Consider the following 23,675-nt stretch of genomic DNA (forward strand, 5'->3'; position numbering starts at 1 on the left):
ACAGGTACCGTCCACCATGGGAAACAGTCAAATAAGTGCTCACGCTAACAAGCTAAATCAGCGCATCCTATTAGGGCGTATCATTGGTACTTTAATCGTGTTGGGCGCATTAGCAACGGGCGCTCTGGTCTGGCGTATCAACTATCAAAACCCTCGCACCAACGACGCCATGGTGCGAGCCAACATTGTCGGCAGCGCTCCCGAGGTGAGTGGCCGTATTGTGGAGTTTCATGTCGAAGACAATCAGTACGTTAAAAAAGGTGATCTGCTGTATGTAATCGACCCTCGTCCTTATCAGGCCAGACTGGCCAAGGCCAAGGCTGAATTATTATTGACGGAAAAAGAGGTGGATTCGCGCCGTGCCTCCAGCGGCTCTGCGGAAATAGCCATCGAACGACTACAGCATCAGCGTGCTGCCGCTAGCGCCGAAGTCAGCAGAATTGAGGCTGAGGACGAGTATCTGCATAACTATTTGGAGCGCATTGAACCATTGGTTGCAAAGGAGTACGTCACCTCGGATCAGTTCAAGCAGGCTCGATCTCGCTATGATGCATCACGCGCAGCATTATCAGATGCACGAGCCAAGGAACTCTCAGCTCGTAGTGCAATTGAAGAAGCCAAACGCAATAGTAGCCGAGCCATATCGCTGATTGCCCAGGTCGGCGACATCAATGCTCGTATCGAAGCCGCCAAAGCGATGGTTACCGCAGCTGAACTCGATGTGGAATACTGTTTTGTGCGGGCACCTTTTGATGCCTATGTCACCAACCTGAACACCCGCGAAGGCGAATATGCTAAAGCAGGCACCCAACTGTTTGCCTTGGTCGATAACCGTCACTGGTATGCTATCGCTAACTTCAAGGAAACTTATTTACAATCCATACATCCGGGGCAGGAAGCAGAGGTATTTCTGGTGGGTTACCCCGGAAAACGTTATCGGGGTGTAGTGACGGGGATTGGCTGGGCCAACTCACCCGACAATATAAAGCAACAGGGCGTATTGCCAGAAGTTCAGCGCACCCTGAACTGGGTGATTCTGGCATCTCGCTTCCCTGTACGAATTGAGATTTCGGAACGCGATTCCCAATATCCTCTGCGCATGGGTATGACCGCCTTTGTCACCGTCCTGAATAAGCCTGCCGATATTTCGGAAATTTTACCAGCCGATAAAAAAGAATCCGCAAAACCCCAGATTACACAATGAATATTAGCGACGGTGAGCCAAATTCTGCGCCACACAAAAGCCGCAGTAAATTCTGGTTTGGAACCAGCCTGGCACAATTTCTGAAAGCTGAGCTTACAGATTTTCCGGGACGCCGTATTGCTGCAACACGTTTGTTCGTGGTATCACTGATCATTGCGTTAGTTAGCCAGACGCTGCACATTCCACCTCTAGGGGCGATTGCATTACTGATCTGTTTAAGTTATGACGCGTATGCTAATGTTGGTCAATCCTTGGCATTCGGACTGCGTCAGCTTGGCTATCTCATTGTTACCACCCTGGTATCAGTGTTTACGCTCATGTTTGCCGGCAATAATGCCTGGTTGATGCTAACACTTTCTTTCATCATATTGACTATCGCCCTATTTCACGCTCGTTTGATCGCCTGGCCTACCGGCATTGCGCTGTGGTATTCGGTGGCAGTCCTTTATACTCCAAGTATGCCTGATGAAAATATCTACCTTGCCTTGTGGAATATCCCGATTATTGGCGTACTGGCGCTGGGGTCATGGACAATGGTACATCTGATCATCAAACCACAAGATCCCAGGAAACAGCTAAAAGCAAGTATCGCGGCAGAACTGGCAGCAGTGGAACATATTTTTAGTACGCGTTTGGCCGACAGCGGCATCCATAGCCATAGGCCTGTAGTGTTGTCGAAGCATTCCGATGCCGGCAGCTTCGGCAAAATACTGGCGTTACTGTCAAACGCTGAATTGATATATCCCGCCATGCGCAATCAGCATGATACTTATTTAGCCTTGCTGCTGGAAATTGATGGCTTGCGCCAACTTGCTATCTGGTTGAACCAGGTTCTGGCAACAGAGTATCGGGCCCAACCGATGAATTCAGAAAAAATAAATGTCTACCTGGCTTTGCAAGATGCCTGTGCGACGCTGCAGCAAGGTGTGGAAGAATCGTGTGATGTTTCTGAGCAGATATCCCTGTTGCTGACTGAAGATGTGCTGTACAGCTATTCTCAGCAAAGCAATCCATCGGTCTTAACAGCGCTGTGGAGCGCCCTGCAACGCATTGCCGGATTGATGCATCAGCTACATCAGCCAGCGACTAAACAGCAAAATATCAGCATAGATTCAGAAACTGATAGCAGCGTAGCTGAAAACTGGTTTCCGGCTTGGTTTGGCTATGAATTTTGGGCAACGCACGCCGACAGTCTACAATTCGGGATTAAATTTTCTCTTGGTGCCATACTCTGCATGCTGATTGTTCAGGGCCTAGACTGGCCAGATATTAATACAGCGATACCCACCTGCTTAGTTGCAGCGCAAACCAGTCTTGGTGCCGACTATCGCTTATCGATATTACGCTTGTCCGGCGCAACGCTGGGTGGGGTTTGCGCATATTTTTATGTGATGGTATTCCAACCCCAGCTAGATACTATCGTCGGTTTTGCATTCGCAACAGCTCCATTTTGGGCCATTGCGGCATGGATTACCGCCGGTAGTGAACGCATAGCCTATATGGGCAGACAACTCGGTTTTTCATTCGCACTGTTTGTATTGCATGATTTCGGTGCAGTCACTGATCTCTATTTGTCGCGAGACCGGGTTATTGGGATTCTGCTCGGTCTGATCGTGATGGCGGTACTCGACTATGCGCTGTGGCCACGGCGTTCGGTAGTGCTTGCTCGACATCACAGTGTGTCAGCATTGCGCTCACTGGCCAAGTTCACTACCCGTCTACCTGACTTGAGTTATATGCTGAACTACATACTACCATTGCGTTTGTCGGCGGAAAAGGACCTGGCTGCCGGACACGATCTGTTAGCTCACGCAGTACTGGAACCGGATGCTCGATTAATTGCCAAGGTTCACGAAAGAACAGCGCTTAGAACGGTTATCAGAGACACCAGCAGCTTGTCTGCTTTGTTACAGGTCAGGAAGCGCTATCGATTGTTAAGCGGCCAGCAATTCAGCAGTTTTCCTGATGAACTGCAGCAACATAGCCATGCTTTCGACACGTCGCTAGCAACTGCTTTAGAGTATGCTGCACTGACCCTGGAAGGCGAGCAACAAAAGACCTGGAATCAGCCTGCTGACATTCACGCCCGCCTGAAACAAAGCTACATCGAACACCATCGTATTGCAAACTTGCCAGCCGATTTGGCCAAGGAATGGGAAATAAGATTTATGTTGGACCAACAAATCATGGATCTGGTAGAAAACATTCAAAAAAATGCCCAGGATCTAAATCCTGTCTCTGCCGGAAATGGCAGAAGTCAGAAGTCAGTAAACAGCATAGAGTAATGGATTCAATTTTTTTCTGCTGAAGCGCAGGCCTGAAGCCAGCAAGGTCGCCCATCAAGCTTTGTACTCAGTTGCGGCCGTCCTGCAGCCTCAAGAGTTAACACGCACGTTGATGGACAAATGAAATCTACAGCCAATATTAACGGTTTACGTAATATTAGTTGGCCTGACTAAAAATCAAACTGGCGGGTCGAGTAGATGGGTTCTCCCGATAAGCTAGCCTATGCTTCGATAATACTTTTATTTAAACCTCGCTGCACACGACCAACTGGCTTGCGTCCATCGTGCTAAACATTTGGCATTTCCACCGCCTGCTCAATGTTAACTATCTGGTGATTAACCGACCTTGCTCGGCCGCATACCCCATTTATATGCAGCGTATTACACTGTTCTATTACGCCCTATAAAATGTTTACTTCTGCACTTTCGCCCCACAACTGAGTAATCACCTGTTTCGCATCTGCCGTTGTACTATTTGTCCAAAAATGCACACTTGCTGGCTGCTCATTAACCAATAGTAAATCCGCTGCTTTCAAGCGACGCTTTAACTGGTTGGCAACAGCCGCGCCGGTATCTATCAGGGTGATTTCTTTTCCTGTAATATCGTTAATCATTTCGCGTACAAAAGGGTAATGCGTGCAGCCTAACACAATGGTATCTGCGCCTTCTGCCAGTAATGGTGCGCAGTATTGCTGAATTAAAGCCTTGGTATGTGCGGTATTTAATTCTCCACGCTCAATACACTCCACCAGGCCTACACAGGCTTGCGTGACGACTTTGACATTACGGCCGTAACTTTCCAGCAGTGCCGCAAACTGTGCACTTTTGAGCGTGCCGACCGTTGCCAGCACGCCGATGACGCCATTTTTACTGGCTTCTGCAGCCGGCTTAACAGCGGGCTCCATACCAAAAATTGGCAGTTTGTATTTTGCACGCATAGCTTCAATTGCTGCCGCAGTGGCGGTGTTACATGCCACCACCAGGGCTTTTGCATCTTTTGCAATTAAAAAATCAGCAATAGCAAAGCAGCGTGCGGTAATTTCTGCTGGCGTTTTATTACCGTAGGGTGCGTATTTGCTATCGGCCACATAAAATAATTGCTCGTGCGGTAAAAGTGCGTGTATGTGTTTAAGTACACTGATGCCGCCCACACCGGAATCGAATACGCCTATCGGGCGATAGTCGCTTGGTTGGTTAGGCAAAGGCAGTATGGATTGTTCACTCATAGCAAGGTCGGCATCAGTTACAACAGGCAGATTATAATTGAATTTAATCCAGGCAACGGACTTCATTATGGGAAATAGAGCGAAGCACCCAGCTAAGCGAACATCTACTAGTGCTAATTGGATTTTGCGTTAAAATAGCCAATAAATTTTATAAATTAGGCAATCACATGAGCGATACTGTATATACTGGAAAATTACGTCAATGGAATAAAGATAAAGGCTTTGGTCTTATCGGGCAAGCCAAAGGCAAGCCTGATATTTTTATTCATGCATCAGAATTAAAAGGCTTAAGTCGTAAACCAAAGGTCGGTGATGCTATTTCTTATCAAGTTATCACCTCAGAAAATGGGAGAACTCAGGCAATAAATGGGTATATTAAAGGTGTCAGTGCTGCTCAAGTTGTTGTTAACAGGCAGAGTAACAGTATTCAAAGATTTGTTACATTTATAGCCATATTTGTTGCTATTGTGATCCTTGTTAATATTGTTAAATACTTTATATAACCTATTGCCGTCGTTGCAACACCCTATAAACACTAGTCACCCCGATACCCATTACTAATTACCCTCAACTCTCAGCCACAGTGGAATAAAGAACTAAATATCAGTATGTTAAAAACATCGTCATTCCCGAAGTCTTATATCGGGAATCTATGCTTAACCTACTAGATTCCTGATAGAAATATGCAGGAATGGCGAATTATAGCTGAGAGTTATGGGTAATCAGCTACCCATTTGATCCGCAACCGCTTGCCTGGTTAAGCCCTGCCCTAACAATTCATGTATCTGGCGGTTTGCTCCCTTTATACTTCCCTTCTGCCTTTGCTTTAATAAAAGGGGGCAAAATCAAATGGTCAGAAATAACGAGGATCAGGATAAAATTAAAGTTTAATAACAAAGATGAACGGTTTACAGCGAAAATTGAGTTATTGACGGAACCCAGGATGACAGCAAATAGATAGAGAAACCTGTTAGCTGGTAGAAGAAAAAAGTAAGTAAGTAAATAATTTAAGTTTACCCTGACCGCATTTATATAGCTGGTTCGGGTCTATATACATATTGATCTGAAATTTTATTTTGGAGTTTAATTGCAAATGATTAGAGTACAACTTTTTGACCCTATCTCACAGAGCATTGAGATGGGTGGTGCTGAACTAATTGAACGCTGGGCAAGCAATACAAGTTTAAAAATATGGGTGGATTTACAGGATAATGCACTAAAGAAAGAAAGTCGCTTATTGGAAGAGACATTTGGCTTACACCCTTTAGCGATTGAAGATGCACAAAAAATACGCCATCCACCCAAGCTTGAGCGCTTTGATGATGTCGTATTTTTGCTCTTGAAAGGCCTGGATGCGGATTCAGAAAATATCGATTTTGGAACCATTCAAGTGGCTATTTTTGTTGCCGATCGATTTTTGATTACACGTCACTCAAATAAGTCTCTAAGTACTGATGCTTTATAGCGTAAAGTAAGTTCCAACAATAAAATATGGAACCAGGGGACGCAGTCTCAGGCATTGGAATTGGTGCGTTTAATTGTTGATCGTTATTTAGATGTGTTACTGAAATTAGAACCTCGACTGGATGAGCTGGAAGATGAAATACAAGCGAATCCTAAAGATACGTTGTTACATGAATTAAGTGAATATCGTTCGCGCTTAAAAAAATGCGTCGTTATTTGACCTATCAAGTGCAATTATTTAGTGAATTAAAAGACAGTACTGACTATCCCATAGAAAAATCCCTTGAACACGACATTATTGATATTTATGAGCGCCTGGAAAGAGCCAGTAGTTTAGCTAATTTATACTCGGAACTCGCCACTGACTTAATGGATAGTTATATTTCACTGGCATCGCATCATCTGAATAATATCATGAAGATTTTGACCGTGGTGACGGTGATTTTTGTACCATTAACATTTATGGCAGGCATTTATGGGATGAATTTTGAACATATGCCGGAATTACATTATGAATACGGTTACTACTTTTTAATAAGTATGATGATATTACTAGCCGTTATTTTGTTGATAATTTTTCGTAAAGTGAAATGGCTATAATGATCAAATTCACCATTTTGATTTTATTACTTGGTATGACAGGCTCCTGCCTGGCTGAAGAAGACGATTTTACCTCTAAGTCAAACGAAACAACGACGCAAGAAGTAAAAACACTACCCATGCCAGGGAGCTTAAGTCCTGGATGGTGGGGGTATTTTGCGCAAACCGGCGAGATACTGGAACGACGGCGTCAAGAGGCGCAGCAAAAATATACTCAATTAATCAAACAGATACCTGATAAGACACTTCAGGCTACAGCCCAGCATCATATTGACAAATTTGTTGGCAATTTGCAGATTCTTCAGGAACTATCTATTGCCGAAGCTGATTATCAGAAAGAAAGTGCACCAGATAATTTTAAAGAACGTTATTCAATAGAGGAATGGTTAACGTTTGCCACTTATTTGCAAAGCGAAAAAATTGATGTCGATAATCAAACGTTGCGTTTTAACCGCGAACGCAATGAAGTAAAATTAATTGCCAAACGTATTAATAATCTGTTGCTGGCTTATATGGAACAGAAAGGGAATCGTGATAAAAAACTTTTACCTGGCTTAGAAATGATGGAGGCACGCAGTAGTAATGCGGTTAGAGAGGCACAATTAAAACTGGATAAGCAAACACTTGCAGCACAGCGCATACAGTTAAATAGACTGCTTGCATTCAGCGAAGTGATTACCGTTCGATTATTTGCTGACCAGAGTGCTTTACAAACCATAGAACAAGCATTACAGCAGTTAGCCATACAACAGTCGCAAATTAAAATCCACCTGAGTCAGGAGCAGTCTGAAACTATCGGGCTATTGGGTAAAAATCCTTTACAGCGGGCTCAGGCGCGTTTAGATGATCAGGAAGTGACCAATGCATTGATTACTGACGCCATTATTATGATCAAAATAGCGTCTTTAAATGCAGAAAAAGATCTGGCTATACTTTTGCTGGACGATAAGCGGCAACCCATGTCTGTGTTGCAAGAAAGCAATGAACAACGCATAAAGTTAAGTGCTCAATTGAAGCTGAAAGTCGCAGCCTGGCGTACTGATACCACTAATGAAATGAGTCAAGTGCAAACGTCTATTTTGGCTTTAGCGCTGGACAATAATTCCCAGCAACTAAAAAAAATCTATAAGCAACGAATTAAACTAACCCAGCAAGCTTTAGCAGATTTAAAACAATTTGAACTGGAAAGGGATAAATTAGCTATATTGATCACGGAGATTGAAAATCGAATAGCGCAACAGTCTGGTAACCTGGGGATTATGGTTAATTGGAGTGGTAACGTTTTAGGAAGTTTAAAAACTGACGTTATTGCCTGGTGGATTGAACCTTTGTTTCAAATAGGCGACACTCCAGTGTCTGCCTTTGGTTTAGTCAGAGTCATTTTAATCATAATCTTCGCTTCAATTGTCTCCGCTATGTTTCAGCGGTTGTTATTGCGCATTGCTGAGCGCAAAGATATGGAGGGATCCAGAGCATCGGCACTATATACAGTGGGTCGATTAGCGCATTATTTGATTTTATTGATCGGGATTATTATCGCTTTATCGTCAATCGGGCTTGATTTTACAAATTTGGCTTTAGTTGCCGGGGCACTGAGTGTGGGCATCGGTTTTGGCTTACAGTCCATAGTTAATAATTTTGTATCCGGATTGATTTTATTATTTGAAGGTACGCTGAAAGTGGGCGACTTTATCGAGATAGAATCCGGGGTAACCGGCTTAGTAAAAGGCATTAATGTGCGCAGTACCTTGATTAATACCAACGATAATGTGGATATGATTGTGCCAAACTCAGTATTGGTGAGTAATCGAGTGACAAACTGGACGTTGCGTGAAGTAAATCGCCGTATTCATGTGCCTTTTGGTGTTGCCTATGGCACTGATAAAAATTTAGTTAAAAAAGCAGTACTGGAAGCCGCTAGTAGAGTCCGTTTTACGCATCAATCAAAGCGCGGTGAAATGGTACAATGCTGGCTGGTTAATTTTGGCGAAAACAGTCTGGATTTTGAGTTAGTCGTCTGGATTAACCAGGAAGCAGTCAGAAAGCCAGGAACGGTTCATGCGGCTTATATGTGGGAAATTGAAACCAGTTTAAGTGACTATGGTATCGAAATTCCTTTTCCACAAAGGGACTTACACATACGTTCTGTGTTTGGCAATAGTACGCCAAATAATACAGACGCTCCTTCAGAATAACTGAGCAGAATAACTGGGATCAGTATGGTTTACAGCGGAAATTGAGAAATTGCCTGAGCCCAGGATGACAGCAAATAAACGGAGAGACCAATGGTTGGCGGAAAAATAATTTAAATTTACCATGACCCCATTTATACGCTTTAATTTCATTTGAGAACTTTCTCATTACCTTTTATGCTGTAAAAATGGAATATATTTTTTGCGCTATCTAAACCAATCACGCTAGTATTCATCTTAGATTCCTCTTTCCTGTTTACTTAATTCGTTGCATTATAAGGACATCGTTGAAGTAAGAGGCGTCTATATCATCACTACAAAATGTACTGGAGCGTTTTATCTTCCGTGTGGCAATATCACCATACTGAGTAGGCTTCCGAACGATTTCAAAAGCTACAGGAATTGAAATATCGTCATTAAAGCAAAGCGCATTCAATAAGTTGATACCTTTGACTGTAAGGCCTTTGCAGTGATCAAAGTGCCAGCATATAATTTCAGTTTCATCTGTCCATTTCTTCTTGAATCGTAGCATCAAAAGTCAATATTGATTGTGAATGGCATAACTACATGCGGGTATAAGACGGTCCACTGCCACCTTCAGCGGGTACCCATACAATATTCTGCGTCATATCTTTGATATCGCAAGTTTTGCAATGTATGCAATTTTGCGCATTGATTTGCAATGCAGGCGTTCCATCCACCTGTATAATTTCATAAACACCGGCTGGACAATAGCGCTGTTCCGGTGCGTCATACAATGCCAGATTAACCCGTATTGGGACAGTAGGATCCAATAACTGCAAATGACAAGGTTGATTCGCTTCATGGGCAATATTACTGAGACTAATTGAATTCAGTTTATCAAAACTGTACACACCATCAGGCTTGGGGTAATCAATTTTTGGCATATCCTTAGCCATGTGTGTACATGCATGATCGGCCAACTGATGCTGCAAAGTCCATGGCAGGCGTATCTTAAAGGCGGCTAACCACATCTCTATGCCACCCAGTAATGAGCCGCCCCAGGTTCCAAACTTTGATAGCATGGGCTTGATATTGCGTACCGTGTCTAAATCATGCCACAGCCATGATGTGCGTAATGCACTTGGATAGTCATGCAATAGCCTTTGTGCGACAGGCTGACCCAACGCAAAAAACGCCGCCTCTGCAGCCAGCATACCGGATTTCATGGCGTTGTGGCTGCCTTTGATGCGAGGCACATTAACCATGCCTGCACTACAGCCAATAAAAGCCCCGCCGGGGAAAATCAACTCCGGCCAGGCTTGTATACCGCCTTCATTAATCGCTCGTGCGCCGTAGCTTAGGCGGTTACCTCCTTGCAACAAAGCCTGCATAGTGTCATGGGTTTTAAAACGCTGAAATTCATCAAACGGTGACAAGTGAGGGTTGGCATAATCTAAATGCACCACAAACCCTACAGCCACCAGTTGCTCACCATAGTGATAGACAAAAGACCCGCCGCCAGTATCTGCACTAAGCGGCCAACCCAAACTATGTTGCACTAATCCTGGCTGATGTTGCTCGGCAGGAATCTGCCAGATTTCTTTAAATCCCAGACCATATTTTTCAGCGGATGACGTTTTTCGCAAATCAAAATATTGCTCTAATTCACGAGTCAACGAGCCGCGAGCGCCTTCGGCAATCAGTGTATATTCAGCTCTGATTTCAATACCGGCAGTGAATTGCGGACCTAGCTCTCCTTTGGCATCCCGTCCCATATCGCCGGTAATCACACCAACCAGCTGTTGCTGCTCATTATACAAACCTTGTTGCGCGGCAAATCCAGGGTAAATTTCCACGCCTAATGCTTCTGCCTGTTCAACCAACCATTGGCAGAGCTCACCTAAGCTAATGATGTAATTATCCGTATTGCTCATCAATGGCGGTAATAGCCAGTGGGGAATCACCCAAGCCTGATTTTTACCCAGCACAGTCAATTGATCTTGACTCACTTTTGTCTTCAGTGGCGCACCTAATGCTTGCCAGTCAGGAATGAGTTCTTGCAGTGCAATGGGATCAAACACTGCACCAGAGACAATATGCGCACCGACTGCCGCACCTTTCTCCAAGACACAGACGCTGACTTCTCTGCCGCTTTCTAACGCCAACTGTTTTACTCGTATAGCCGCAGACAGTCCCGCAGGACCGGCTCCGACAATCAAAATATCGTAATGCATTACGTCACGTTTCATTTTATGCTTGTCCTTTAAAAAATTCTGTCAGGTTAATTAAATCACTGCGCGTTACACCAGCACTGATTTTTTGGCAAAGGCTAATAAACTCGCGCATGCCTGTAGTTTGGTATTTCTGCTTATGCCAAAGTATATAAAAAAAGCGACTCAAATCCAGTTGTGGTGTCGCTAGCGGCACCAAACTACCCCGCTGAAAAGCATCTTTCAATGCTAAGCGCGAGATACAGCTTATACCCAGGCCTGATTCCACTGCGCGTTTGATTGCCTCAGTATGCTCTAGTTCAAGCCTTATATTAAGACGCGCGTGGTAATTATGAAAAGCGTGATCAAAAGTCTCTCGAGTACCGGAGCCTTGTTCGCGCAATATCCACGACTGCTGTAATAACTGTTCCATACTCACTTGCTCCAGTTTAGTACAAGGATGATCGGGCGCTGCAAAAACCACTAACTCATCAGCAATCCATGGCTGCACTGCTATGTCGGCATGATGACAGTCGCCTTCAATCAACCCAAGATCCAATTCATGGTTGGAAATTTGTTGCACGATAGTGCGGGTATTATGCACTTGTAACTGGATGCGGCTCTCAGCATGTTGTTGTAAAAAATGAGCAACCAATATGTTCGCTAAATAATTCCCTATCGTTAAAGTCGCCCCTATTTTTATATGACCGAAACAGGCATTACCTTGCAATAAAACCTCAATCTCATGTGCGCGATCTAACAATTCGACCGCCCGTGGTAATAGTTGTTGCCCGGTTTCGTTTATACGCAAAGTTTTACCTATGCGGTCAAAGAGTTGCAAATTAAACTGACGTTCAAATTCACCCAGTGCCGAACTGGTAGCCGACTGCGATAAGGAGAGCTCTTCAGCTGCCCGTGATACGCTCTGCGCACGGCTAACAGTAACAAAAACCTCCAATTGTCTTAGGCTATATTTCATAGTTAATAGTCACCCTTATCTGTTTTATAGATATATATTATCATTATAATTCATTTAACAAATACATAGACATACTTTACTATACAACTTACAGAAATTGCAAAAAGGAAACTGTCATGAAAATACTAGTCGCGGTCAAACGCGTGGTCGATTACAACGTAAAAATACGCATTAATGCTGACGGAACTGATGTAGCGACTAATGGTGTCAAGATGGGCATTAATCCCTTTGATGAAAATGCCGTTGAAGCAGCCTTACAACTTAAAGAACAAGATCAAGCCAACGAGATTATTGCGGTATCACTGGGCAGTAGTGCCAATCAAGATGTTTTGCGTCATGCTTTAGCCATGGGTGTCGACCGTGCCCTTTTGGTAGAAACCAATAGTAAGTTACAACCGTTAGCGGTGGCCAAGCTATTAAAAGCAGTTATCGCACAAGAACAACCCGATTTAATACTTCTTGGAAAACAAGCGATTGATGATGATGCCGGGCAGGCAGGGCAAATGTTAGCGGCGCTATTAAACTACCCACAAGCAACTTTTGCCTCTAGCCTGCAACTAGAAAATAACGAATTGCTAGTGACACGTGAAGTCGACGGCGGCACTGAAACCCTCGCATTGAGTTTGCCCGCAGTCATCACCGCTGATTTGCGTCTTAATGATCCGCGATTTGTCAAGTTGCCAAACTTAATGATGGCGCGCAAAAAAACAATCACCACGATTCCGGTTGCTGACTTAGGAGTAGACATTGAGTCACGGCTTAAGCTGCTTAAGGTCGCCGAACCTGCTCCGAGAAAAGCAGGCGTGATGGTTTCCAGTGTTGATGAATTGTTCCAGAAATTGCTCGATCATGAAGGAGTTACACTATGAATATACTTGTATTAGCCGAACACGATGGCCAACAATTAAACCCTTCTAGCCTGCAAGCGATTACTGCCGCACAGTTTTGGCAAGCACCAGTGCATGTATTGCTTGTCGGTAGTGCGCTGGACACTATTGCGTCCAGTCTGGCCACAGTTAGCGGCGTCACCAAGGTAATCAAAGCCGAGGCAGCGCACTTAGAAAATCCATTGGCCGAAGATATTGCTAATCTACTGGTCAGCATCAGTTCTGAATATAGCGTGATTTTGGCCGCGCATACCTCATTTAGCCGCAATACTTTGCCGCGTGCAGCGGCTCTACTTGATGTCGCGATGATTTCAGATGTATTGGAAATTCAAGCCGAGAATTGCTATGTACGTTCGATTTATGCTGGCAACATACTGACCCATATTCAAAGCCAGGATGCACTGCAGGTACTGACCGTTCATAGCAGCCATTTTATTGCTGCAACCACTCAAGGCGGAAGTGCTGACATCAGCGCCATTGATGTGCCAGCACCTTTTACACAAACGCGCTGGATTTCTACTAAGCAGACCCAATCAGATCGCCCCGCTTTAAGTTCAGCTAAAGTCGTGGTATCAGGTGGCAGATCTCTCGGTAGCGCTGAGAACTTTGAACAAGTACTCGCTCCTTTGGCCGCAAAACTTGGCGCTGCTATAGGGGCAACCCGTGCCGCAGTAGATGCAGGCTATGCGGCTAATGAACTGCAAGTCGGGCAAACAGGCATCGTCGTAGCACCTGATCTTTATATTGCCGTGGGTATTTCTGGCGCAGTGCAACACACCTACGGCATGAAAGATAGCCGCATTGTCGTTGCTATTAATCAAGATCCTGACGCACCCATTTTTCAAATCGCAGACTATGGCCTCGTTGGCGATCTGTTTGACACTATTCCCGCTATCACTGCGGCAATTCAATAATTAATAGATCAAAGATATGAGCAAATATTCTACCGAAACCGTACTTAGCATACATCACTGGAACGATACCCTGTTTAGTTTTACAACCACACGTGCGCCTGGCTTACGTTTTGAAAATGGCCAGTTCGTGATGATAGGGCTAGAAGTCGATGGCCGACCACTCACAAGAGCTTACAGCATTGCCAGCTCTAGCTACGAAGAACACCTGGAGTTTTTCAGTATTAAAGTGCCCAATGGCCCGTTGACCTCACGTCTACAGCACTTAAAAGTAGGCGATGACCTATTGGTCAGCCGTAAACCAACAGGCACTTTGGTGATTGATGATTTAAAGCCGGCGAAAAACCTATACCTCCTCTCTACCGGCACAGGTTTAGCGCCGTTTATGAGCTTGATTCAAGACATCGAAGTGTACGATAAATTCGAAAAAGTGGTGTTAATTCACGGTGTGCGTTATGTAAGCGAATTGGCTTACGCTGATTTTATTCAAAACGAGCTACCGAATAATGAATTTTTTGGTGAAGATGTGCGCCAAAAGCTGATTTACTACCCCACGGTAACCCGTGAGCCATTCCTCAATCAAGGTCGTCTTACCGACCTTATTAACTCGGGTAAGTTGTCTGAGGATATCAATTTACCTGCGCTCAATCCTATAGAGGATCGCGTTATGATCTGTGGTAGCCCGCAAATGCTAAAAGATACGGAAGACTTGCTTAACTCCAGAGGCTTTATGGTATCGCCTCGCATAGGTGATCCCGGTGATTATGTCATTGAGCGTGCTTTTGTTGAAAAGTAAGAAAAAAGGGGCACCCATTTAGCCTACCCCCTGTCAGGTCCTTCCATGCAATATCAGTCAGCAGCTTTATGGGATTTGATCGTCCAATAGTACGGAAACGTAGGATAGCGCCCAGGAAAACCGATTTTTTCGATAAAATATCCGGGAGCCATGTGGATAGAAAAGGATTAAATCTATTACGCATCAAAATCAAAGAAGGTGATGTGATCCTAGTCCAGAAATTAGAGGTGAGTTCACTTAACAAAGAAGAGCGATAATGTAGATTTACAGCGAAAATTGAGAGATTGACTGAGCGCAGGATGACAGCAAATAAATAATTTAAGTTTACCCCGATCCCATTTATACATTTAACTCTCCTGCACCTCTGTATTGCTTTTTTCTTAGCGCAATCAAACGACTCTAAAATGCGGCATAAACAATGCTTTAATTATTTACTTAAATACTTATAAATGATCCCCCTACTCTAATTCATTACTGAGGTTGTAAATATTATGCCTGTATCCAATTTAAAACTGACAACAATTGAAGTTAAGCGCAGTTTTTTTCGTAACCTGGCTAATATTCAAGGGCAATTTCCTGCTCTAGCCAGCAGCCATGACTACTATATGGCACTGTCTTATACTGTGCGTGATATGCTGATGGCGCGCTGGGTAAGCACAGCCTCTGAATACACTGAAAAACATTCCAGAACCGTCGCTTATCTATCGGCGGAATTTCTGATGGGGCCGCATCTGGCAATCAATTTGCTCAATCTGCAGGTGACTGATGTCGTCCGTCAAGCCATGTCAGAGCTTGGCTTAAATCTGGATGAACTCATTAAAGAAGAACCTGAACCGGGTCTTGGGAATGGAGGCTTAGGCCGTTTGGCAGCTTGTTTTCTGGACTCAATGGCGACTCTTGAAATTCCCTCGGTCGGCTACGGCATCCGTTATGAATTTGGTATATTCGAACAAATAATCGCTGATGGCTGGCAAGTCGAAAAAACCGACAAATGGTTGATGAAAGGTAATCCCTGGGAAATTGTACGTCCAGATTGGGCAGTGGAAGTTAAATTTGGTGGGTACACAGAACGGTATGAAGCTGAAAATGGCACCTTTATAGTGCATTGGGTACCCGGATGGCAGGTTAAAGGCGTGCCTTATGACACGCCAATTCTAGGTTATAAAAACAACACCGCAAACACCTTGCGCTTATGGCAGGCAGTTGCGCCAGAATCTTTTAATTTTAGTCGTTTTAATGAAGGTGACTATTATGGTGCAGTCGAAGAAAAAGTCGCCTCAGAAAACCTCACTAAAGTACTTTATCCCAATGACGGCCCACTTCAGGGCAAACAATTAAGACTACAGCAACAGTACTTTTTCGTATCTTGCTCATTACAAGATATGCTGCGAATCATGAAAACACAAAAAGTCCATTTGGATCATTTTCATGAAAAATTTGCCGTGCAACTCAATGACACTCATCCTGCTGTTGCCATTGCTGAGTTGATGCGTCTGCTCATCGATGAGCATAAATTAGAATGGGATATTTCCTGGCGCGTGACTCAACGTACATTTAGCTATACCAACCATACCTTACTTCCCGAAGCTCTTGAGTGCTGGTCTATTGATTTGTTCGGACGTTTACTACCGAGATTGCTGGAAATTATTTATGAAATCAATGATCGCTTTCTTGAACAAATTCGCCCCCAATGCTTACTTGATAGCGAACTAATAGCCCGCATGTCGCTATTGGGTGAGCAGGGAGACCGACAAATACTTCGCATGGCTCACCTTGCTTGCGTAGGCAGCCATGCGATCAACGGGGTTGCAGCGTTACATACTGAATTACTTAAAACGGATGTACTTGCTGATTTTTATAGTTTCTGGCCTCAAAAATTTAGTAACAAAACCAATGGCGTTACTCCGCGCCGCTGGATTGCCCTGAGCAACCCCAGACTTAGCAGAGTCATAACTGAAGTTATTGGTGATCAATGGCTTAGTGATTTGAGCCAGTTAAAAAAACTGGAAACTAAAGCAAACAACAGTACTTTTCAGGAAAAATGGTATCAAGCGAAACTGCTTAACAAACATGACTTTGCGCTTATATTGCATGATCGCACCGGCGTGAGTGTCGATCCGGATTCAATCTTTGATGTTCAGGTAAAACGCATTCACGAATATAAACGTCAGCACTTAAATGTTCTGTATATTATTGCGCTGTATCAACGACTTAAATCTGATCCGCAATTTGACATACACCCTCGTACTTTTATTTTTGCGGGTAAAGCAGCCCCGGGCTATCACCTGGCTAAACTAATTATTAAACTGATTAACTCTGTCGGTGACATGCTCAATCGCGATCCGACCACCCGAGATAAACTTAAAGTGGTCTTTTTACCTAATTTCAATGTCAGTAACGGTCAACTTATCTACCCTGTGGCAGATCTGTCTGAACAAATCTCTACAGCGGGAAAAGAAGCATCAGGTACCGGAAACATGAAGTTCGCAATGAATGGCGCACTAACTATTGGCACCTTAGATGGTGCCAATATCGAAATTCGCGAAGAAGTCGGTGCCGAAAATTTCTTTTTATTTGGCAATACCGCCGAACAGGTTAAACAATTAAGCAATTCTGGGTATTCACCTCAGGAATATTATCAAAATGATAGTATCTTAAAAGAAGCCATTGATTTAATTCGCAGTGGCTTTTTCTCACACGGTGATCCTGAGACATTTCGCGACTTAACCAACAACCTAATCTATAGCGACCCATTTCAGGTATTAGCTGATTTCAATGCCTATTATCAATGTCAGGAAGAGGTCGATGCGGTATACCGGGATAAATCCCGCTGGTGCCGGATGTCTATTTTGAATTCAGCACGATCAGGCAAATTTTCATCTGACAGAACCATCAGTGAATATTGTCAGGACATTTGGAAAGTTGAGCCTGTACAGATACAAACGCCAGATATAGATCCATTCAAATTAGGGTAGCGGTCTGTATAAGCATCTGATCGAAAATTAGACAACCTAATCCATTTCTACCTTTGCGCTTCATTGCAAACCAATGGATTAGACTCTAAAATCTAGTAAAAGTGGTTTATATTGTAAGCGTCATAATCGCAGGCGCATCACCTTTACGAATTCGGCTGTCATCTGCACGAAAAACGACATCTAACCGCCAGTGCAGCTTATTTTCTATTCCACACAAACACATGAATAGACCCAGGTCTTGCAATCACGCAATGGGGTGATTGCAAGGCCTGAATATTCCCCTAACCCCATTTTCAGCATCTAAACAATCCTTAAGCAAAATGCAAACTGAAGAAATTGTACACATTATTGCTACAGATCCCTGTCGCACATTTAGATATTGGCGTGTATGTCAAAGAAGAAAGCAGATAAGTCCTTTGATATTATGAAAAAACAGTAACCTTAACACTGCGTCACCCATACCCCGACATCCAGCGTCGACTCGGCTACACCAAAAAATGATCCGGCGATCGGTGGCACTGACTCTGGATCTCGTGCGACTGCCACGGCAATATGATCCGCTCCCACAATTGCACCGCTAGTGGGATCAAAACCCTTCCAGCCAGCACCCGGCAAGTACACTTCGGCCCAAGCGTGGGTTGCCCCATAATTTGTTGCTGAGGGAGCCGAATGCAGGTAACCACTGACAAAACGCGAGGCTAATCCTAAACACCGTGCTGTTTCCATAAATAATACGGCAAAATCACGACACGAGCCTGTTCCTTTAAGTAGTGTTTCTTTTGCTGACTGAACGCCCTGCTCTTCTCTGATGCAATATGACAATGAATGATTAATATGGCTACTCAACCGTTCTAATAAGGTAAAGGTCTGAATCTTTTCACCACTGAGCCAAAAGTTTACAAGCCAGTTAGTTAGCATATTAAACGTCTCAGACTCCGGGTATGCCATATAAGGTAATAACAACATTCGATCATTGAATGGGTAAGCAAAAGGATAATCGATAGCATAATCAGAGACCAGAAAATCCAATGGTGTCTCGTTATATTGCTGAATAATTATTTCACTTTCAATCACCAACTGAGTGGTAGGCGTATCAAAGCTTGCTATAGCCACTGAATTGCCTTCGGCATCACGATGCCAAAGCAGCTTGGCTGTTGGCGTTATCTTTAGATTTAAAGACTCAACATGCAATTCATAGTCTTCTCGTGGGCGTAGATGTAAGTAATGCGGTCCAAGCCGGACAGGATTTGAGAAGTTGTAATAGGTACGGTGAAGAATTTTATAACGTTGCATACTTAAGCCTGTTTGTTAAATTTAAGATAATTACCTGACTTTATTCGCGTCAAGGTTTGCACATCATGATTAAACAGATAAACCCATGCTATGATACTTTGTCCATTGGCAAATGAGATTAAGCGCTTTGTTCTTAGATATTCATGAAGCTCTGGATACTGTTGCGTAAACTCTTCATAAGCATCTTATGAGTGGAGTATTTGTTTACGCTTTATTTTATAGACCTGGCATACACTTTATCGGTTTTCTGATCAGCTACCCCAGATAGACTGATGGTTGTACTATATAAAGATGGGCACGAAAAAGACCTTTGCCCATCCTACAGGTTGCTCATATTATTTCGTGTATGTTCCTTAGCAGTTTTCTGATCAGACACTATAGCACCGGTATAGCCATTTACTGGAAACTTCTCATTATCCACGGGAAAATATTAAAAAGTTGCTTTACAATATATTCTATGAACTCGCCTAAACCTGAATTACCAGAGATAAACAAAGAAGATCGCACACCGCTAGTCGATGTGTTATTGGAAATGCTTGCCTGGCAACAAAAGCAGATTGATGAGTTAGCACAAGAGATACTCAAGCTTAAAGGTGAAACCACAAAGCCTAAAATCAAACCGAGTACAATGGATAAGGAGGGTGCCCCAGGAAGTGATGACTCCTCATCAAAAAGGAAAAAAGGCCCAAGGCGCAGTAAAAAAGGCAACCTCAAAATAGATGAAACCCAAATTATTCAGCCGGATGAAATCCCGGAGGGTTTACGCTTTAAAGGGTATCAGGATCGTGTTATTCAGGATATTACCTTTCAAACTCATAACATTCGTTATCGTTTAGCAGAATATATAACGCCAGAGGGTCTTACGATTTTAGGTCAGCTTCCCGAAGACATTCAGGGAGGTAGCTTTGGTAAAAGCCTTATTGCCTTTATTCTCTATCAATACCATCACCAACATGTCACACAGCCATTACTACTGGAACAAATTCGTGATTTAGGCGTCGATATTTCGAGCGGTAAGCTCAGTTATATACTAACAGAAGATCTGGACGATTTTCATGCCGAAAAAGATGAATTACTGAAGACGGGATTATCCGTTTCTAAATATATTCATACAGATGATACTGGCGCACGGCATAAAGGGCAAAATGGCTATTGCACACATATTGGCAATGATTTTTTTGCCTGGTTCAGTAGTACAGAAAGTAAAAGCAGAATCAATTTTTTAAACTGTCTATCACAAGGCAAAACAACGCTTTATACATTGAACACAGGTGCCATTGAATACATGGCACAAAATAAGCTGTCTGTTGTAATCTTGGCGACACTGGAAAATATCAGTGTCTGCATTAACACGGCACCTGACTGGTGCGAATGGCTGGATCAGCAAGGCATCGTTAAACCTCGGCACAGAAAAATAGTCACGGAAGGTGCTTTGATGGGAGGGCTGCTAGACCAAGGCATTTCCTCTGACTTTTCAATTATCAGTGATGATGCAGGGCAGTTTAACGTCTTTGATCATGCCTTGTGCTGGATCCATGCCGAACGAGTAATTAATCGCCTGATTCCTTTAAATGACAGCCATACCAAGGCAGTCGATGACGCACGCGACTAGCTTTGGTCGATTTACCATGACCTGAAAGCTTATAAACTTAATCCTGTTACCGAACAGGCGAGCAGTATCAGGCAGCGCTTTCAAATCCTATGCAGCACCAAAACCTGTTACGAAACGCTTAACCAGGCTCTCGGGCGCATGGGGAAAAATCAACATGAACTCCTCCGTGTACTCGACAAACCCTACCTCCCACTTCATAACAATTTAAGCGAACGGGATATAAGGGATTACGTCAAGAAACGAAAAATCAGCGGGAGTACACGAAGTGATGCAGGGCGGAAAGCCCGTGATACTTTTGCCAGTCTCAAGAAGACCTGCCGAAAGCACGGCATGTCATTTTGGGGTTATTTAAAAAGTCGCTTACTGAAGTTAGAAGGGATTCCTCCGTTATCGGAAGTCATTCGTGCGGCCGCTGCCAGTGTATAATGAGAAGTTACATTTACTGCATATAACTGCCCTGGCATATAGCCATCAGCAACACTTCACAGTGCTTAGCAAACTCATCAGACACGCTAGACACCAGCTTTTTACGTAAAGTTTTACAGGAACAAAAATAGATTCATTATTCACGCGGAGAACTGCCTGTTTAATTGAGCAGGTCTTACTAGCCACGATTGCTCAGCTAGCTGATTATGCACCGGAAAGAAATAATGGGCATTGCTTTCATAATGCTCCCTGACTACTCTCAGCTATAATTCGTCATCCTATGCTTATAGCTGGAATCTTTCGTGCATCAAGAGATTGCCGATAAAACAACTCGAGAATGATGATACCTTGAATAGGCATTTGCCGTGACTAATGAAGTTTACGTCTTCTGCTCTTATGTTACATTTAGCTCCAAAAAGGTGCGAACCTCCAGGCAAACTACTAATAACATGACAACACACTGTCATAGTTTATTTTATATTTAAATTAAATCAACAACTTAAAAATATTTAAAAGTCGGCATCAAAAATGCTTTACTTATTATGCTGGTGATGGAATATAAGCATATAAATCACATTATGCCTAGTCGGAACTGACCTGTGTAGATTTCTTAAATACATGTTTAACCCTCGTTCATTGCTGCAAACATAACTGTTTGTTAATAAATGAGTTGATCGAACACGCTTCTGGTCTGGAGATAATATTATGAAGAAATATTTATTAAGTCTCGTACTATTGGGATCAATTTTTAGTATAACCCTTTATTACTATTCTAATTTCAATAAAAGTCCTGATCAACTGGGTGATTTAGCATATTCCGATTTTGTTAAAAAAATACACAATGGACAGATTGAAAAGGTAGAAATCACCGGAAAATATATTAATTTTCGAACCTCTTCCGGCGAAGAATTTGTCACCTATAATCCAGATGATCCCCAGTTAATTACTAATCTATTGGCAGCAGGAGTACAAATCAGAACTCCTCTCCCGGAACAGCAATCCATGCTAATGCAAATTTTTATTTCCTGGTTTCCGACCTTTCTTCTTATTGCCTTTTTGTTATTTTTTATGCTGAAAATGCAAAAAAATAATGGCGGTGGAAATAATACCTTTCAAAAAAGTAAAGCTAAAATTTTTGCAGAAGATCAAGTCAAAATAACTTTTGCAGATGTGGCCGGATGTGAAGAGGCAAAAGCAGACGTTGAAGAACTCGTCGCCTTTCTAAAGGCCCCGCAAAAATTTCAAAAACTAGGTGGTAAAATACCACGTGGAGTTTTGATGGTGGGACCTCCTGGCACGGGTAAAACGCTGATTGCCCGAGCTATAGCTGGTGAAGCTAAGGTTAAATTCTTTTCTATTTCCGGCTCAGATTTTGTCGAGATGTTCGTCGGTATTGGTGCAGCAAGAGTAAGAGATTTATTCAAGCAAGCCAGAACTGACTCACCGTGTATTATTTTTATCGATGAAATTGATGCCGTCGGTAAAAAGAGAAGCAATTCCGCTGCCGGCAATAGTAACGAAGAACGCGAACAAACTTTAAATCAGTTACTGGTTGAAATGGATGGCTTTGCAGCCACTGAAGGCATTATTGTTATTGCTGCCACTAATCGCGTAGATGTGCTGGATGACGCGCTTTTAAGACCCGGACGTTTTGACCGACAAGTGAATGTTGGACTGCCTGATGTTCGCGGTAGAGAACAAATATTAAACGTGCACTTGCAATCGGTCCCCACGGCAGATGACGTCGAGGTCAGTTTTATTGCACGGGGTACACCCGGGTTTTCGGGTGCGCAACTGGCAAATTTGGTCAATGAAGCGGCTTTACTAGCTGCCCGCTGCGACAGAGTGGCCGTGACAATGATGCATTTAGAAAAAGCCAAAGACAAGATCTTAATGGGTGCCGAGAAACGCACGATGATCATGAGTGAAGATGACAAGCGTTTAACGGCTTATCATGAGGCCGGACATTGTATCGTTGGACGACTCATGCCTGATCATGATCCAGTCTATAAAGTAAGTATTATGCCCAGAGGTCAAGCATTGGGCATCACCATGTTTCTGCCAGAAAATGATCAGTACAGTGCCAGCAAACGCAAATTGGAAGGTCAAATCTCCAGTTTATTTGGTGGTCGACTCGCTGAAAAACTTATTTTCGGTGATGACCGAGTCACCACAGGCGCTTCCAATGATATTGAGCGTGCAACTGAACTAGCAAGAAATATGGTCACACGCTGGGGCTTATCAGATAAGCTTGGGCCCTTAGCCTATGGTGAAGAATCCGGACAAGCTATCTTTGGTCAATTAGGCGCTCAAGGCAGCTCCGTTTCCAGCAATGTTGCGCAGATGATTGATGAAGAGATCCGCGCAGTGATTGATCGTAACTATCAACGTGCCGACAAGATTTTACAGGAAAATATCACTATTCTGCATAATATGGCAGATGCTTTGATGACCTGGGAAACCATTGACAGTAAGCAAATTGATGACTTGATGGAAGGTAAAGTAGCGCGTCCCTCGTTAACATATGGCAAAGCTAAAATACAAAAGCCACCTAAAGTGGACATTGATACTACGAATAAAATCCCTGTCTATACCTTGCAGAATTTAACCTAGTTTCCTCCGTGTGTGCAAGGATGCAATTCTAGCCCGGT

16 protein-coding genes and 3 pseudogenes are annotated in these 23,675 nt (G+C 43.4%); 13 read left to right on the forward strand and 6 right to left on the reverse strand.

The features are described from left to right. The first annotated feature begins 16 nt into the window (after window positions 1-16). Window positions 17-1,204 carry an HlyD family efflux transporter periplasmic adaptor subunit gene (locus tag AU255_RS15430; protein WP_080523822.1) on the forward strand — a complete coding sequence of 396 codons (1,188 nt, stop codon included), beginning with the start codon at window positions 17-19 and terminating at the stop codon, window positions 1,202-1,204. Next, window positions 1,201-3,489, forward strand: coding sequence for an FUSC family protein (locus AU255_RS15435; protein ID WP_080523823.1), 2,289 nt, complete (start codon window positions 1,201-1,203; stop codon window positions 3,487-3,489). The genes AU255_RS15430 and AU255_RS15435 overlap by 4 nt, the downstream gene beginning before the upstream one ends. Window positions 3,490-3,890: 401 nt before the next feature. Here the strand turns inward: AU255_RS15435 and murI are convergent, their stop codons facing one another. Then, the gene (gene murI / locus AU255_RS15440) at window positions 3,891-4,715 is read right to left on the reverse strand and encodes a glutamate racemase (RefSeq protein ID WP_080524175.1); all 825 of its coding nucleotides are present in this window, start codon (window positions 4,713-4,715) and stop codon (window positions 3,891-3,893) included. A gap of 167 nt (window positions 4,716-4,882) precedes the next feature. Here murI and AU255_RS15445 point away from each other — a divergent pair, with 167 nt between their 5' ends. The 3 genes and pseudogenes from AU255_RS15445 (at window position 4,883) to AU255_RS19900 (ending at window position 8,974) form a co-directional block, all read left to right on the forward strand. Next, window positions 4,883-5,218 (forward strand): cold-shock protein, encoded by a 336-nt coding sequence (locus AU255_RS15445; protein WP_080523824.1) that lies wholly within the window; start codon window positions 4,883-4,885, stop codon window positions 5,216-5,218. Between the two features lie 635 nt (window positions 5,219-5,853). Further along, window positions 5,854-6,779, forward strand: a pseudogene (corA, locus tag AU255_RS20905) (magnesium/cobalt transporter CorA). Further along, complete coding sequence (locus tag AU255_RS19900; RefSeq protein WP_158083152.1) at window positions 6,779-8,974, forward strand: mechanosensitive ion channel family protein; 2,196 nt, start codon at window positions 6,779-6,781, stop codon at window positions 8,972-8,974. The pseudogene corA and the gene AU255_RS19900 overlap by 1 nt, the downstream one beginning before the upstream one ends. Before the next feature lie 301 nt (window positions 8,975-9,275). Here AU255_RS19900 and AU255_RS21560 read toward each other — a convergent pair. From AU255_RS21560 to AU255_RS15475, 3 genes and pseudogenes are all read right to left on the reverse strand, one after another. Next, window positions 9,276-9,513, reverse strand: a pseudogene (locus AU255_RS21560) (IS701 family transposase); the annotation flags it as partial. A gap of 21 nt (window positions 9,514-9,534) precedes the next feature. Then, a complete protein-coding gene (locus AU255_RS15470) occupies window positions 9,535-11,184 on the reverse strand; it encodes an electron transfer flavoprotein-ubiquinone oxidoreductase (RefSeq protein ID WP_080523828.1) in 1,650 nt (549 codons plus the stop codon). A 1-nt stretch (window position 11,185) separates the two neighbouring features. After that, on the reverse strand, window positions 11,186-12,124 hold the full coding sequence (locus AU255_RS15475; protein WP_080523829.1) for a LysR family transcriptional regulator: 939 nt from the start codon (window positions 12,122-12,124) through the stop codon (window positions 11,186-11,188). Window positions 12,125-12,240: 116 nt separating this feature from the next. Between AU255_RS15475 and AU255_RS15480 the strand changes: the two genes are divergently transcribed. The 5 genes from AU255_RS15480 (at window position 12,241) to AU255_RS15500 (ending at window position 17,693) form a co-directional block, all read left to right on the forward strand. Further along, entirely contained in the window at window positions 12,241-12,993 is a 753-nt protein-coding gene (locus AU255_RS15480) for an electron transfer flavoprotein subunit beta/FixA family protein (RefSeq protein ID WP_080523830.1), read from the forward strand. Then, on the forward strand, window positions 12,990-13,925 hold the full coding sequence (locus AU255_RS15485; RefSeq protein WP_080523831.1) for an electron transfer flavoprotein subunit alpha/FixB family protein: 936 nt from the start codon (window positions 12,990-12,992) through the stop codon (window positions 13,923-13,925). The genes AU255_RS15480 and AU255_RS15485 overlap by 4 nt, the downstream gene beginning before the upstream one ends. A 16-nt stretch (window positions 13,926-13,941) precedes the next feature. After that, window positions 13,942-14,718 (forward strand): ferredoxin--NADP reductase, encoded by a 777-nt coding sequence (locus tag AU255_RS15490; protein ID WP_080523832.1) that lies wholly within the window; start codon window positions 13,942-13,944, stop codon window positions 14,716-14,718. 68 nt (window positions 14,719-14,786) lie between these two features. Then, window positions 14,787-14,975 carry a recombinase family protein gene (locus AU255_RS15495; RefSeq protein WP_143735996.1) on the forward strand — a complete coding sequence of 63 codons (189 nt, stop codon included), beginning with the start codon at window positions 14,787-14,789 and terminating at the stop codon, window positions 14,973-14,975. Between the two features lie 234 nt (window positions 14,976-15,209). Beyond that, window positions 15,210-17,693: a glycogen/starch/alpha-glucan phosphorylase gene (locus AU255_RS15500; RefSeq protein ID WP_080523833.1), complete on the forward strand. Its 2,484-nt coding sequence runs from the start codon at window positions 15,210-15,212 to the stop codon at window positions 17,691-17,693. Between the two features lie 441 nt (window positions 17,694-18,134). Here the strand turns inward: AU255_RS15500 and AU255_RS15505 are convergent, their stop codons facing one another. Then, the gene (locus AU255_RS15505; protein WP_080523834.1) at window positions 18,135-18,986 is read right to left on the reverse strand and encodes a transglutaminase family protein; all 852 of its coding nucleotides are present in this window, start codon (window positions 18,984-18,986) and stop codon (window positions 18,135-18,137) included. 2 nt (window positions 18,987-18,988) lie between these two features. Further along, window positions 18,989-19,159 (reverse strand): annotated as a pseudogene (locus AU255_RS21465) (hypothetical protein); the annotation flags it as partial. A gap of 284 nt (window positions 19,160-19,443) precedes the next feature. Here AU255_RS21465 and AU255_RS15510 point away from each other — a divergent pair. From AU255_RS15510 to ftsH, 3 genes are all read left to right on the forward strand, one after another. Beyond that, window positions 19,444-20,598 carry a transposase gene (locus AU255_RS15510; RefSeq protein WP_198942657.1) on the forward strand — a complete coding sequence of 385 codons (1,155 nt, stop codon included), beginning with the start codon at window positions 19,444-19,446 and terminating at the stop codon, window positions 20,596-20,598. A gap of 84 nt (window positions 20,599-20,682) precedes the next feature. Next, a complete protein-coding gene (locus tag AU255_RS20475) occupies window positions 20,683-21,024 on the forward strand; it encodes an IS66 family transposase (RefSeq protein ID WP_269844828.1) in 342 nt (113 codons plus the stop codon). 705 nt (window positions 21,025-21,729) lie between these two features. Then, on the forward strand, window positions 21,730-23,637 hold the full coding sequence (gene ftsH / locus AU255_RS15515; protein WP_080523835.1) for an ATP-dependent zinc metalloprotease FtsH: 1,908 nt from the start codon (window positions 21,730-21,732) through the stop codon (window positions 23,635-23,637). Window positions 23,638-23,675 lie beyond the last annotated feature (38 nt).

It is taken from the genome of Methyloprofundus sedimenti (assembly GCF_002072955.1).
Classification (GTDB): Bacteria; Pseudomonadota; Gammaproteobacteria; order Methylococcales; family Methylomonadaceae; genus Methyloprofundus; species Methyloprofundus sedimenti.